Source organism: Achromobacter sp. JD-1 (assembly GCF_038594925.1).
GTDB classification, from domain to species: domain Bacteria; phylum Pseudomonadota; class Gammaproteobacteria; order Burkholderiales; family Burkholderiaceae_B; genus Achromobacter; species Achromobacter spanius_C.
In genome coordinates this window covers 1-12630 of sequence record NZ_JBCGCS010000041.1, presented here as the reverse complement: position 1 = coordinate 12630, position 12630 = coordinate 1, and the positions used below count along the sequence as shown (strand labels likewise).

The following is a 12630-nucleotide window of genomic DNA, read 5'->3' as shown; positions in this document are numbered from 1 at the left end:
ACCAACGCCCAGTGGGCCAGCGAGTAAATGATGCAACGTCAGAACAACGCCTAGAACACAAAATTTCTGACAGTCCCATCTGGCGCGCTGCACCCATCCTACGTAGGATGGGTGCAGCGCGGCACGGTGCGCGCAAGAACGACGATGCAGCTCGCGCGTAACCCATCTACTGCCGGTGATACACCTCGGCGCCCTTCTTCACGAACTCTACCGACTTTTCCTGCATGCCTTTCTGCAAGGCGTCTTTCTCGCTGACGCCTTGTGCCGCCGCGTAATCGCGCACGTCCTGCGTGATCTTCATGCTGCAGAAATGCGGGCCGCACATCGAACAAAAATGCGCGACCTTCATCGAATCCTTCGGCAGCGTTTCGTCGTGGAATTCCTTCGCGGTGTCCGGGTCCAGGCCCAGGTTGAACTGATCGTCCCAGCGGAACTCGAAGCGCGCTTTTGACAAGGCGTTGTCGCGGATCGCCGCGCCTGGGTGGCCCTTGGCCAGGTCCGCCGCATGCGCCGCGATCTTGTACGTGATGATGCCGTCCTTCACGTCCTTCTTGTTCGGCAAGCCCAAGTGTTCTTTGGGCGTCACGTAGCAAAGCATCGCGGTGCCGTACCAGCCGATCAGCGCCGCGCCGATGCCGGACGTGATGTGGTCATAGCCGGGCGCGATATCGGTGGTCAGCGGCCCCAGCGTGTAGAACGGCGCCTCGTGGCAGTGTTCCAGCTGCAGCTCCATGTTTTCCTTGATCATCTGCATCGGCACGTGGCCCGGGCCTTCGATCATGACCTGCACATCGTGCTTCCACGCCACCTGCGTCAGCTCGCCCAGCGTCTTCAATTCCGCGAACTGCGCTTCATCGTTGGCGTCGTAGCCCGAGCCCGGACGCAGCCCGTCGCCCAGCGAGAAGCTCACGTCATACGCTTTCATGATGTCGCAGATGTCTTCAAAGCGCTCGTACAGAAAGCTCTCTTTGTGATGCGCCAAACACCATTTGGCCATGATCGAACCGCCGCGCGACACGATGCCCGTCATGCGGTCGGCCGTCATGGGAATGAACGGCAGGCGCACGCCCGCATGGATGGTGAAATAGTCCACGCCTTGCTCGGCCTGCTCGATCAGCGTGTCGCGGAAAATTTCCCAGGTCAGGTCTTCGGCCTTGCCATCCACCTTTTCCAGCGCCTGGTATATCGGCACCGTGCCAATTGGCACGGGTGAATTGCGGATGATCCACTCGCGCGTTTCGTGAATATGCTTGCCGGTGGACAGATCCATCACCGTGTCGCCGCCCCAGCGGATCGCCCAGGTCATCTTTTCCACTTCTTCGCCGATGCCCGAACTCACGGCCGAGTTGCCGATGTTGGCGTTGATCTTCACCAGGAAGTTGCGCCCGATCGCCATGGGCTCGACTTCGGGGTGGTTGATGTTGGCCGGGATGATGGCGCGGCCGCGCGCGATTTCATCTCGCACGAATTCCGGCGTGATCGCCGCGGGAATGGCCGCGCCGAACGATTGGCCGGGGTGCTGGCGCAGCAAGCGCTTGACCATCTTTTCGCCATCGGGCCCGCTGTCGCGCAGCGTTTGCAGGTAGTGCTCGCGGCGCAGGCTTTCGCGGATGGCCACGAATTCCATTTCGGGTGTGATGATGCCGCGGCGCGCATAGTGCATCTGCGATACGTTGGCGCCCACCTTGGCACGGCGCGGCGGGCGCTGCAGGTCGAAGCGCATGGCCGTCAGCTTGGGATCGGTCAGGCGTTGCTTGCCGTACTCACTAGTGGGGCCGGGCAGCACGTCCGTGTCGCCGCGTTCTTCAATCCAGCCGCGGCGCAGCGCGGGCAAGCCTCGGCGGATATCGATCTTGACGTCGGGGTCGGTGTAGGGGCCGCTGCAGTCGTAAACAGTCAAGGGCGGATTCTTTTCCCCGCCGAACATGGTCGGCGTGTCGTCTTGCTCGATCTCGCGAAACGGTACGCGGATGTCGGGGCGCGAGCCCGTCTCATACACGCGGCGCGATTTGGGCAGCGGTGCGACGGCCGCCGCGTCGACTTCGGCGGTAGCGGCCAGGAATTTGGGATTGGCGTTCATGGAAAGCTCCAAGCGAGTGGTTGGAGCCGATCGGGAATGGACTTCCCCCAGGCGTGCAGCGACGCAAGGCGGAAATACGGCTCCCAGCATCGGCATTATCCGTACTGGTACGAAGGGACTCTCTCAACACGTCCCGCCAAAAAAGCGGAACGAGTACCCCTGCGCGAAAGCGAAGTATAGAGCGTGCCAAGCCGACGTCGCTTGCTGCGCTGTTCAGCAATGTTTGGCTCGCATGAGATCATTCGTGCAGCGCTCGTCATGGAGAGCTGGTATTACTGGTTTACATTTGGATTCAGTCTGCGGCGACACCGTCATTCAGGTTCGGTACACTTTTTCCAACCAAACGCCCGGCAGGTCGCCCTATGTCCGCCGGGCATAGCTAACTTAGAAGAAGGAAACGAGCATGCAACTGACCCTGCGCAAATTGGCGCCCGCCCTGGTTGTCGTGACGTTGGCGCTGGCGGGTTGCAAGACAGCTCCGACCAAATCGCCTGACGCGGCCGCCACGCCCGACGCTGGCCAACAAACGACCCAGCCCGCCGCCGCCGCGTCGGTGGACTTCTATCTGGCTCACCAGCAACCCGGCCCGGGTCTGCGTGAGATCACGCTGCCCGACGGCAAGCTCTATTTGCAGGAAGTGCCGGTGCTGACGCGCGCCGACTTGACCGACGCTGCCGCGCTGGTTGACCGCCAGGGCCAGAACTTCGTGGGTCTGCGCTTCTCGGAAGCTGGCGCCCGCAAGCTGACTGAAATCAGCACGAAAAACGTAGGCAACCGTTTGGCCTTGGTGATTGACCAGGAACTGGTCGCCGCCCCCAGCATTGCCGAACCCCTGAACCGTGGCGTGCTTGCTTTTGGCGTGCCGTCGGCGAAAGCGGCGTCTGACATTGCCGCCAAGATCCGTGGCGATGCCCCGCCGGCACCGGCTCCGGCCACCGGGGGCACCGCTCCCGCGCCCAAGCCCTGATCTTCCGGCGCATAAGCAAAAAAATATCCGCACCTTGGGGTGCGGATATTTTTTTGCCTGTTGCTGATGAGGTGAACGCGTGCTGTTGCGTTGAACGGTCAGCCTATCTTGCGGCCGCGAGGCTTGACGGTGCGGCGTGCTTGCGCCGTTTCAATGAAGGTCTGCGTCAACGCTTCAAGCATCGCGCGATCGTCGGGCGTCAGGCCGTCGAACTGCGACGGGGCGATGTTGGGAAACGGCCAGGGCGCCTGTGGGCGCGGCCTGCGGGCCACACGGGGCATGGTCTCGGCCACGCCCACGGGCAGCAAGGTATCTGACAGGTCATAGCCTTCCATGGGCAATTCCATGGGACCCTTGCCGGTCTCCAGCCATTCCAGCTCTATCTTCAGAATCTGCGCAAGCTTACGGACGGATCGGCTGGAATGCCGTAGCCCGCTTTCGTAACTGGCGATTGCACTTTGCGAGATTCGCGCAAGACGAGCGAGCGTCTTCTGCGTGTGACCACGCAGAAGACGGGCTTGCTTCAATCGGTCTGAAAATGTCTTCACGCGTCGATTGAAGCTTGCTCATGATTTACTTTGGTGGTTATAAGCATTACCTGGGTGATAGTTTTGGAGGCGAGGACACATGCATGAACGAGGCAAGGTGTTCGTCGTGCAACTTGATGAAATGACGAGCAATCATTTTGTCGCTGCTTTGCGTGATTTTCAATGGCAAGTCAGCGCGTTTGAGTCAGTCGACGAGCTGTTGGAACGACTGCGCACGGACCATGTCGACGCAATGGTGTTGCGGGGGCAGGGCGCCGAGGTCCCGCAACTGATTGCTTCGCTGCGCCGCGCGGCGCCGGATGCGGCGGTGGTGTGGCAGTCGTCAGCGGCGTCGGCGCGCGAGCGGGTCGAGGCGCTGGAGGCCGGTGTGCACTTCTATAGTTCGGCCCGCATGGAACCCGAGGAATGGGACGCGCTGCTGCGCAACGTGCGGCGCCGGCTGTTGCCGCCGTCCACGGACGGGCCGGCCTGGCGGCTGGATAAACGCGTGCTGGCGGGACCCGCTGGCGAACGGCTGCCATTGACGTTGACCGAGCGCGACTTTTTTATCCGATTGTTGAGAGCGCCCGGCCAATGCCTGCCAAGAAACCGGTTCTTTCCGTGCAACCCGCGCGAAGGGGCGCGCAGCGTGGACGTGCTGGTGTCGCGGCTACGCAGCAAGGCGCGCCGCTTCGACATTGAACTGCCGGTGCTGGCGGTGCGCGGGTGGGGCTACATCTTGCTGCAGCACGACCACCCCCGCGATACGCAGGATTAAAGGACGACGAGGTTGTCCCGGTGCATGAGTTCGGGTTCGGTCATGCTGCCCAGGATACGGGCGATCTGCGACGAAGGCTGGCGCAGGATGCGCCGCGTATCCGCCGACGAATAGTTGATCAGGCCGCGGGCGCATTCGCGGCCCTGGCTATCCACGCAGGCCACCACGTCGCCACGGCCGAACTCGCCTTCCACCTCGGTCACGCCGATGGGCAAGAGGCTCTTGCCTTCGCGCATCAGTGCTTGCACGGCGCCGTCGTCCAGCACCACGCGCCCACGCAGCCGCAGGTGGTCGGCCAGCCATTGCTTGCGAGCGGACCACACGGGCAGCACGGCGCGCAATTCGCTGCCGATGCATTCGCCTTGCGCCAGCCGGGTCAGCACGTTGCGTTCATGGCCTGAGGCAATGATGGTGTGCGCGCCGCTGTGCGCCGCGCGCTTGGCGGCCAGCACCTTGGTCAGCATGCCGCCCGTGCCGATGCCGCTGCCCGCGCCGCCCGCCATCGCTTCCAGCGCAGGGTCGCCCGCTTGCGCATGCGACATGAAGGTGGCGCCGGGGTTCTTGCGGGGGTCGGAGTCATACAAGCCGCGCTGATCGGTCAGGATGATCAGCGTATCGGCTTCGATCAGGTTGGTGACGAGCGCGCCCAGCGTGTCGTTGTCGCCCAGGCGGATTTCGTCGGTGACGACCGTGTCGTTCTCGTTCACGATCGGCACCACGCCCAGGCGCAGCAGCGCGAACAGCGTGCTGCGGGCATTCAGGTAGCGGTGGCGGTCGGCCAGGTCTTCGTGGGTCAGCAGAATCTGCGCGGTGCGCAGGCCGTATTCGGCGAACGCCGCTTCGTAGGCCTGGCACAGCCCCATCTGCCCCACGGCGGCGGCAGCTTGCAGCTCGTGCATGACCGACGGGCGCTTGCGCCAGCCCAGCCGCGCCATGCCTTCGGCAATGGCGCCGCTGGAAACCAGCACGATCTGCTTGCCCTGCTTGTGCAGGGCGGCGATCTGTGAGGCCCAGTGCGCCACGGCGGCGCGGTCCAGGCCTCGGCCTTCGTTGGTGACCAGCGACGAGCCAACTTTGGCGACCAGGCGCTGGGCGTGGGTGACGACGGAAACGGCGGGTGTTTCAGCAGACATGGTAGGCGCCGGCTGCGGCGAAAAAAGACGTAATCGAAAGGACTGCGATTATGGCTTATTCGTCACCGCCGCGCGGCGCGGCCGGCTTGTCGGCGTCGGACCGCGTGTCGTCAAAGCGGGGGTCCGGCGCCACATAGGTGCCGTCCGCCTGGTCGCGCGACAGGTGTTCCTTTTCGCGCTCGGCGTCCAGGTAGTCTTGCAGCGCGTACAGCAGGTCTTGCGTGCCTTCGCCCGTCAGGCCGGAAATGGCGAACACCGGGCCCTTCCAGTCATACAGTTCCAGGAAGCGGCGCTTGGTGTCTTCGGGGTTGGGCACCATGTCCAGCTTGTTCAGCACCAGCCAGCGCGGCTTGTCGGCCAGTTCCTGGTCGTAGCGGCGCAGTTCTTCAACAATGGCGCGTGCGTCGATGACGGCTTGCTCGACCGGATCCGCGTCGGGATCGGGCGTGGACACGTCCACCAGATGCAGCAGCACGCGGGTGCGCGCCAGATGGCGCAGGAACAGGTGGCCCAGGCCGGCGCCTTCGGACGCACCTTCGATCAGGCCGGGAATATCGGCCACGACGAAGCTGCGCGACGGCGACGTACGCACGACGCCCAGGTTCGGGTGCAGGGTGGTGAACGGGTAGTCGGCGATCTTCGGCTTGGCATTCGAGATGCGGGTGATCAGCGTCGACTTGCCGGCGTTGGGCAGGCCCAGCAGGCCCACGTCCGCCAGCACCTTCAGTTCCATGCGCAGGTAGCGGTGTTCGCCTTCCTTGCCTGGCGTCCACTGGCGCGGTGCGCGGTTCAAGCTGGACTTGAAGTGGATGTTGCCCATGCCGCCCTGGCCGCCGGCGGCCAGCACGACCTTCTGGTCATGCGTGTCCATGTCGAACAGGACTTCGCCGGTTTCGGCGTCATGGATGACCGTGCCCACCGGCACGCGCAAGGTGATGTCTGGGGCGGCCGCGCCGTATTGGTCCGAGCCACGGCCGTTTTCGCCGCCCTTGGCGCGATGCAGGCGCGCGTAGCGGAAGTCGATCAGCGTGTTGATGTTGCGGTCTGCCACGGCATAGATGGTGCCGCCGCGTCCGCCGTCGCCGCCGTCCGGGCCCCCTTTGGGGATGAACTTTTCGCGGCGAAAGCTCGCCACGCCATTGCCGCCTTTGCCGGCGACCACTTCAATGGTGGCTTCGTCTACGAATTTCATGGTGTTTGCGCGTGTAGTGGGTAATAAGGACAGCCGCCCGCCATGGGGCGCTGCCAGGTGGCATTGGAAACTTTACTCGCCAATTGCCTGATAACAAAAAAGCTTAAAACAAAAAAGCCCTGCCGCATGCGACAGGGCTTTTGCCGTTCGAGAACGCGGCGAACCGCGTTGCTGACGTGCTTGTCCGATTACTCGGCAGCGACGATCGAAACGGTCTGCTTGTTCAACGCGCCCTTGAAGCCGAATTGAACCTTGCCGTCGATCAGCGCGTACAGGGTGTGGTCCTTGCCCATGCCGACGTTCACGCCAGCGTGGAAGCGAGTACCGCGCTGACGCACGATGATCGAACCAGCGGGAATCAGTTCACCGCCGAAAGTCTTGACGCCCAGACGCTTTGATTCTGAGTCGCGTCCGTTTCGCGTAGAGCCGCCGCCCTTTTTCTGTGCCATGTTTAGCTCCTGCTAAGTGGTACCGAGTCGCGTCTTAAGCCGTGATGGCTTCGATGCGGATTTCGGTGTAGTTCTGACGGTGGCCCTGACGCTTCTGATAGTGCTTGCGACGGCGCATCTTGAAGATCTTGACCTTGTCGTGGCGGCCTTGCGCAAGAACCGTTGCCTTGACCACAGCGCCGGAGACGAGGGGCGTGCCAACTTTGAGTTGGTCGCCTTCGCCCACGGACAGCACTTGGTCCAGGGTGATTTCTTGCCCAATGTCTGCCGGTATCTGTTCTATCTTGAGTTTTTCGCCAGCGGCAACGCGATACTGCTTGCCACCGGTTTTTACGACCGCGTACATGGGGTGTTCCTTAAATAGGTAAATGGGTTCATTCGCGCGGGCCGCCCTGCTGGGCGGGGGGCCACTTCGGAAAGGCTGGATTCCTGTCTAGGCGCCAGAATCTGGCAAGAAGGAAGTGGGCCCAAGTATCTGGCCGATGCTTTAGCCAAACGTCCAAAGGGTTTACGCGAACAACCGACGTAATTCGGGCATTGCTGACCGAATCCGCAATATTAGCGTGGCACTTTTCAAAAGTCAAAAAGCCGTTGTGGGCTAAGGGCTTAGGTGTGGCGCGCGCGCTTCAGACCGGGGGCAGCACCCGCAGCGCGACGTGGCGGGCCACCTGGCGGATGCCTTCCATCACGGCGTGTCGGTGGGCGTCGTCCAACCGGTCGGTGGGGATGGACGTGCTGACCGCCACCCGCTTGCCCAGCGGCGTCACGCCCACATAGGCGGCGTAGCAGACCAGGCCCGTGGCCACTTCTTCCTGATCCTGGCCCAAGCCCGTCTGGCGTACCCGCTCCAGCTCTTCATAGAGCGCCTCGCGCGTGGCCAGGGTGCGCTCGGTTACGCGCGGCAGCGTATCGGGCACGCACGCGGCCAGGGCGTCGGGTTCAAGACTGGCCAGCAGCGCCTTGCCCAGCGCGCAGGCGTGGGCGGGCAGGCGCATACCCAGTTCCGACACCAGCCGCACCGGGCGCCGGGCGTCTTCGCGGGCGATGTAGACCACGTCGAACCCGTCCAGCGCGGCCAGTTGCACGACCTCGTTGCAGCGGGTGACGAAGGCGCTGGCCGCCTCGTGAAAGGCCGCTTGCAAGCCATCGTGGCGCAGATAGGCGAAGCCCAAGGACATCAATTCAATACCAATGATGTAGCCGCCGTCCTTGCGTTCGATCCAGCGGCGCTGCTCCAGGCAGTCCAGCAGCAGGTACAGCGTGCTCTTGGCAAGCTGGCAGGACTGCGCCAATTCGGCCGCCTTGACGGGCGTGCGGCGGCTGGCCAGCACGCGCAGGATGTCGTGGGTGCGCCGGATGGCGGGCACATCGTATTCCGTGGTCATCGGCGTTGTTCCAGTAAGTTTATTTCCAACATATTGGACAAATATTCACTATGTTGGACATCATAACGGCCTTCTTCTAGACTCGTGGCTCCTAATTCAAATGCCGCCTGCAAGGCATAAAGCGTGGAGACTCATGGACCAAGAAAATTCACTGCCCGTCGACCTGGCGGATGCGCTGCTGGTGGGCCGTGTGTGGCGCCCGGCGCCCATCGACGGCCCCAGCGTGGTGGTGGTGCGCAACGGCGAAGTCATCGACATCACCGCCGTGGCCCCCACCGTTTCAGATCTGCTTGACCGGCCCGACCGCGTGGCGCTTGCAAAAAGCGCCAAGGGGGAATCGTTGGGCGACGTGCGTGCCCTGATGAGCGCCACCGTGCAAAACCAGGGCGGCGCGCGCCTCTTGGCCCCTTGCGATCTGCAGCCCATCAAGGCGGCCGGCGTCACCTTCGCCATCAGCCTGTTGGAACGGATGATCGAAGAAGAGGCAGGCGGCGACGCCAGCCGCGCTGACGACATCCGCGTGCGCATGCAGGCCTTGATTGGCTCGGATCTGTCGCGCTTGCAGCCGGGTTCGGACCAGGCGGCCAAGCTGAAAGCAGAATTGGTCGAACGCGGCCAGTGGTCGCAATACCTGGAAGTGGGCATCGGGCCCGACGCCGAAATCTTCTCCAAGACGCCGCCGATGGCCTCGGTGGGATTCGGCGCGCAGATCGGCGTGCTGCCCGAATCGCAATGGAACAACCCGGAACCCGAGATCGTGCTGGCGGTGGATAGCCGCGGCGAGATCGTGGGCGCCACGTTGGGCAATGACGTCAACCTGCGCGACATCGAAGGCCGCAGCGCCTTGCTGCTGACCAAGGCCAAGGACAACAACGGCTCTTGCGCCATCGGCCCGTTCATCCGCCTGTTCGACGGCGACTTCGATCTGGATAGCGTGCGCCAGGCCGATGTGTCGCTGCGCATCGACGGCCCGGACGGCTTCCAACTGGATGGCGTGAGCCACATGCGCGAAATCAGCCGCGACCCGCAAGACCTGGTGCGCCAGGCCTTCGGCGCACACCACCAGTATCCCGACGGCTTCATGCTGTTTCTGGGCACGATGTTCTCGCCCAGCCAGGACCGCAAGGGTCCGGGCACGGGGTTCACGCACAAGCTGGGTGATCGCGTGGAAATTGCCTCGGCCCGGATCGGGGCGCTGGTCAATGAATTGCAGTTGTCCACGGAGATCCCGCCCTGGACCTTCGGCGTGCGCGCCCTGTACGCCAATCTGGCCAAGCGCGGCCTGCTGCGCTAGGGGAGACGGCGCGCGGCGTGGCCATCGGGGCGGCGGGGGCCGCCCCGTGGTCGCCCCTGTCGGCGCCCGTAATCACACCCCGTATAATCGCTGGTCGAATCCCCCGCCACACCTGGCGGGCCCAGCGGTAAGAGCCCCCTTGCGGCTCGTTTCACTTGTCGGATACGTCTTGAATCTCCCCGCGCTTATTGCCCCCATTGCAGACGACATGAAGGCTGTCGACGCGGTCATCCGCGATCGGCTGAATTCGGACGTGGTCCTGATCCGCACGATTGGCGACTACATCATTGGCGCGGGCGGCAAGCGCATGCGCCCGGCCATGGTGTTGATGGTGGCGCGAGCCCTGGGTTACGAAGGCACCCATCACCAACTGCTGGCCGCCGTGGTCGAATTCATCCACACCGCGACCTTGCTGCACGACGACGTGGTGGACGAGTCCGACCTGCGCCGTGGGCGCGAAACGGCCAACGCGGTCTTCGGCAACGCCGCCAGCGTGCTGGTTGGCGATTACCTGTATTCCCGCTCGTTTGAAATGATGGTCGAGGCTGACTCGATGCGCATCATGAGCATCCTGTCCGAGGCCACGACCGTGATCGCCGAAGGCGAGGTGCTGCAACTGCTGAACGTGCACGATCCCGACGTCTCGCAGGAACGCTACCTGCAAGTGGTGCGCTACAAAACCGCCAAGCTGTTCGAAGCCGCCGCCCAGGTGGGCGCCGTGCTGGCGGGCGCCACCCCCGAACAGGAAGCCGCCGCTGCCGCCTACGGCCGCCATGTGGGCACCGCGTTCCAACTGGTCGACGACGTGCTGGACTACAGCGGCGACGCAGCGGCCTTGGGCAAGAACGTGGGCGACGACTTGCGCGAAGGCAAGCCGACGCTGCCGCTGATCCGCGTGATGGAAGTGGGCACGCCGGCACAGCAACAGTTGATCCGCGATGCCATCAAGACGGGCGACGCGGATTTCGCCGCCGTGGCCGCCGCGATTCAAGCGACCGATGCGCTGGAACACGCCCGCCTGGCCGCCGTGGCCGAGGCGGATCGCGCTCGCGACGCGTTGTCGATTTACCCCGTTTCGCCTTTTCTGGATTCTCTGCTAGAATTCTGCGCTTTCGCGGTGAATAGAGATCGCTGAGAGGCGAACTTGATGTTCCAGCTTGAAAGTCGGTAGCAAAGCAGTAGGTAGCAAAGCGGTCGGTAGCAAAGCGCTTGAAGTCGCTAAGCCCCAAACCTGATTTTCAAAAAAACGGAATATAGGTTCTAATAGCGGTCGCTGTTTAATTCACAGCGGAAAAAGTAGTAGAAAAAAAGCAGTAGGAACTTGGTAGCACTGAGCGCCGCTAAGTTGGTAGTACGAGTTAGGCAAATTGCCAAACTCAATGATTCGGGGCGTAGCTCAGCCTGGTAGAGTACTGCGTTCGGGACGCAGGAGTCGGAGGTTCGAATCCTCTCGCCCCGACCACTTAAATGTGGTCAAACCCGACGGAAGACCCTTTAGCCCTATGGCCATTGGGTCTTTTTTGTTGGAACTGTGGCAAGGCGGTGTGTCAATTTTAAAGATGACAAAGCACACAATGTCTAAGCTACCCCCTGGCCTGAAGATGCGTGGCGGTGTTTGGCACCTGCGCATCGGAATCCCCGACAACATTCGCGATACCTATCCGCCGACTCGTAGCGGCAAGCCCGCCACGGATGCATACCGTGGGTCGCTCGGCACCAGTGACCGCGCCCACGCTATTGTGCTGGCGCACTCCAAAATTGCAGAGGTGCGCAAGGAGTTCGCGGACCGCTTGGCGCTCAAGCAGGCGAAGGTTGCCCCGCCTCTCGTTCCCATCACTCCTGAGCTAGTTGCATTCGTGAATGCCTCGGTCGCTCGGCAGGTTTTGGTGACCGACGATGTTCTGCGAACTGAGCCGCACGCGGCGGAAGCCTACGTGGCTCCGCTGAGGTTCTTGAGCCGCATGGACCCCGCCGCTGACTTTTTGGACCGAACCCAGGCTGGCGCTTTGATGGGAGTGCAAAGCCAGATAGCCCGCAGCCTCGCCCGTGATGCTGCACGAGGCTATCTCGGCGCTGCCCAGCGTATTGCCGACCCGATACTTGCAGGGATCGGGGTCCGGGTGGATTGGTCCCAGCCTGGGGGGCGTACTGCATTGCTCGGGATCTTGCGGGAGCTTGCGAGGGCGTGGACGAACGCTGCGTCTCGGGGAGATGGCGAGCTTGTCGCCACGCCTGCGCCACCAGTTGCGCCTGTAGTCTCTGCGCCTACGGAGACCTCGGGCCTCAATTTGCGGGATATCGTGCCCGAATGGATTGCGCTGAGCCGAGCAAAACCGAACGCGATTCAGCGCACGGAACGCGCCCTGAAGCTGTTTGAAGAGGCTGTAGGCATTGTCCCCTTGGGTCAGTTAGATCGTGCCGTAGGTGGGAGCTTTCTGGCCTTCCTGCGGGATAGCAAGGCTCGGGGCTTTGGCGATAGCACAGCAGCCAACCAAACTGCTGCTATCAACGCTCTCGTAAATGTGGCCGTCAAGGTGGGTAAGCTGACGGCTATCCCGTTCGACCTATCCTTTGCGGTGAAAGGGGCGGAAAAGCGCGTAGCGTGGACCGGTGGGGAACTGCGGACCATATTTGGTTCCCACCTATTTACCGAAGACCCTGCAAGGTTCCCTACGCTTCGGGCGACCCAGGCGTCCGCCGGGTATTTTGGATTTGACCCTGTATCGTCGGACACCACTTCACCGTTAAGTTGATAAAACGGCGAGACGCCGGAACTCTCGGGGTGAACGATACTTCAACGCACTGTGTGGATGCGATTCGTTGTA

12 protein-coding genes and 1 tRNA gene are annotated in these 12630 nt (G+C 62.7%); 6 read left to right on the top strand and 7 right to left on the bottom strand.

The window, feature by feature from the left end:
• Positions 1–166: 166 nt before the first annotated feature.
• Positions 167–2080 carry a phosphomethylpyrimidine synthase ThiC gene (thiC, locus tag WBR68_RS30665; protein WP_050445792.1) on the bottom strand — a complete coding sequence of 638 codons (1914 nt, stop codon included), beginning with the start codon at positions 2078–2080 and terminating at the stop codon, positions 167–169.
• 403 nt (positions 2081–2483) lie between these two features.
• Here thiC and WBR68_RS30660 point away from each other — a divergent pair, with 403 nt between their 5' ends.
• Entirely contained in the window at positions 2484–3047 is a 564-nt protein-coding gene (locus WBR68_RS30660; RefSeq protein WP_050445793.1) for a SecDF P1 head subdomain-containing protein, read from the top strand.
• A 98-nt stretch (positions 3048–3145) separates the two neighbouring features.
• Here the strand turns inward: WBR68_RS30660 and WBR68_RS30655 are convergent, their stop codons facing one another.
• Positions 3146–3574, bottom strand: coding sequence for a helix-turn-helix domain-containing protein (locus tag WBR68_RS30655; RefSeq protein ID WP_050445794.1), 429 nt, complete (start codon positions 3572–3574; stop codon positions 3146–3148).
• A 100-nt stretch (positions 3575–3674) separates the two neighbouring features.
• Between WBR68_RS30655 and WBR68_RS30650 the strand changes: the two genes are divergently transcribed.
• A complete protein-coding gene (locus WBR68_RS30650) occupies positions 3675–4352 on the top strand; it encodes a transcriptional regulator (RefSeq protein WP_050445795.1) in 678 nt (225 codons plus the stop codon).
• On the opposite strand, the gene proB is transcribed toward WBR68_RS30650, so the two are convergent.
• The 5 genes from proB to WBR68_RS30625 form a co-directional block, all read right to left on the bottom strand.
• Complete coding sequence (gene proB / locus WBR68_RS30645; RefSeq protein WP_050445796.1) at positions 4349–5485, bottom strand: glutamate 5-kinase; 1137 nt, start codon at positions 5483–5485, stop codon at positions 4349–4351. The genes WBR68_RS30650 and proB overlap by 4 nt on opposite strands.
• A gap of 55 nt (positions 5486–5540) precedes the next feature.
• Positions 5541–6677, bottom strand: coding sequence for a GTPase ObgE (obgE, locus tag WBR68_RS30640; RefSeq protein ID WP_230696167.1), 1137 nt, complete (start codon positions 6675–6677; stop codon positions 5541–5543).
• A 188-nt stretch (positions 6678–6865) separates the two neighbouring features.
• Positions 6866–7126 (bottom strand): 50S ribosomal protein L27, encoded by a 261-nt coding sequence (gene rpmA, locus WBR68_RS30635; RefSeq protein WP_050445798.1) that lies wholly within the window; start codon positions 7124–7126, stop codon positions 6866–6868.
• A gap of 34 nt (positions 7127–7160) precedes the next feature.
• Positions 7161–7472 carry a 50S ribosomal protein L21 gene (gene rplU, locus WBR68_RS30630; protein WP_006216228.1) on the bottom strand — a complete coding sequence of 104 codons (312 nt, stop codon included), beginning with the start codon at positions 7470–7472 and terminating at the stop codon, positions 7161–7163.
• A gap of 280 nt (positions 7473–7752) precedes the next feature.
• Positions 7753–8511 carry an IclR family transcriptional regulator gene (locus tag WBR68_RS30625; RefSeq protein ID WP_050445799.1) on the bottom strand — a complete coding sequence of 253 codons (759 nt, stop codon included), beginning with the start codon at positions 8509–8511 and terminating at the stop codon, positions 7753–7755.
• A gap of 133 nt (positions 8512–8644) precedes the next feature.
• Here WBR68_RS30625 and WBR68_RS30620 point away from each other — a divergent pair, with 133 nt between their 5' ends.
• From WBR68_RS30620 to WBR68_RS30605, 4 genes are all read left to right on the top strand, one after another.
• Complete coding sequence (locus tag WBR68_RS30620) at positions 8645–9805, top strand: fumarylacetoacetate hydrolase family protein (RefSeq protein ID WP_050445800.1); 1161 nt, start codon at positions 8645–8647, stop codon at positions 9803–9805.
• Positions 9806–9974: 169 nt separating this feature from the next.
• On the top strand, positions 9975–10940 hold the full coding sequence (gene ispB, locus WBR68_RS30615) for an octaprenyl diphosphate synthase (RefSeq protein WP_050445801.1): 966 nt from the start codon (positions 9975–9977) through the stop codon (positions 10938–10940).
• A 250-nt stretch (positions 10941–11190) separates the two neighbouring features.
• Positions 11191–11267 (top strand) — tRNA-Pro (locus WBR68_RS30610).
• Between the two features lie 112 nt (positions 11268–11379).
• Positions 11380–12558, top strand: a complete 1179-nt coding sequence (locus tag WBR68_RS30605; protein WP_230696166.1) for a DUF6538 domain-containing protein — start codon at positions 11380–11382, stop codon at positions 12556–12558.
• Positions 12559–12630: the final 72 nt, after the last annotated feature.

Bases quoted from the DNA above. Each gene is read 5' to 3' on its own strand.
- WBR68_RS30660 (WP_050445793.1), top strand. From the start codon at position 2,484: ATGCAACTGACCCTGCGCAAATTGGCGCCCGCCCTGGTTGTCGTGACG.
- WBR68_RS30650 (WP_050445795.1), top strand. From the start codon at position 3,675: ATGCATGAACGAGGCAAGGTGTTCGTCGTGCAACTTGATGAAATGACG.
- WBR68_RS30625 (WP_050445799.1), bottom strand. From the start codon at position 8,511: ATGACCACGGAATACGATGTGCCCGCCATCCGGCGCACCCACGACATC.
- proB (WP_050445796.1), bottom strand. From the start codon at position 5,485: ATGTCTGCTGAAACACCCGCCGTTTCCGTCGTCACCCACGCCCAGCGC.
- rplU (WP_006216228.1), bottom strand. From the start codon at position 7,472: ATGTACGCGGTCGTAAAAACCGGTGGCAAGCAGTATCGCGTTGCCGCT.
- WBR68_RS30620 (WP_050445800.1), top strand. From the start codon at position 8,645: ATGGACCAAGAAAATTCACTGCCCGTCGACCTGGCGGATGCGCTGCTG.
- obgE (WP_230696167.1), bottom strand. From the start codon at position 6,677: ATGAAATTCGTAGACGAAGCCACCATTGAAGTGGTCGCCGGCAAAGGC.
- thiC (WP_050445792.1), bottom strand. From the start codon at position 2,080: ATGAACGCCAATCCCAAATTCCTGGCCGCTACCGCCGAAGTCGACGCG.
- WBR68_RS30605 (WP_230696166.1), top strand. From the start codon at position 11,380: ATGTCTAAGCTACCCCCTGGCCTGAAGATGCGTGGCGGTGTTTGGCAC.
- rpmA (WP_050445798.1), bottom strand. From the start codon at position 7,126: ATGGCACAGAAAAAGGGCGGCGGCTCTACGCGAAACGGACGCGACTCA.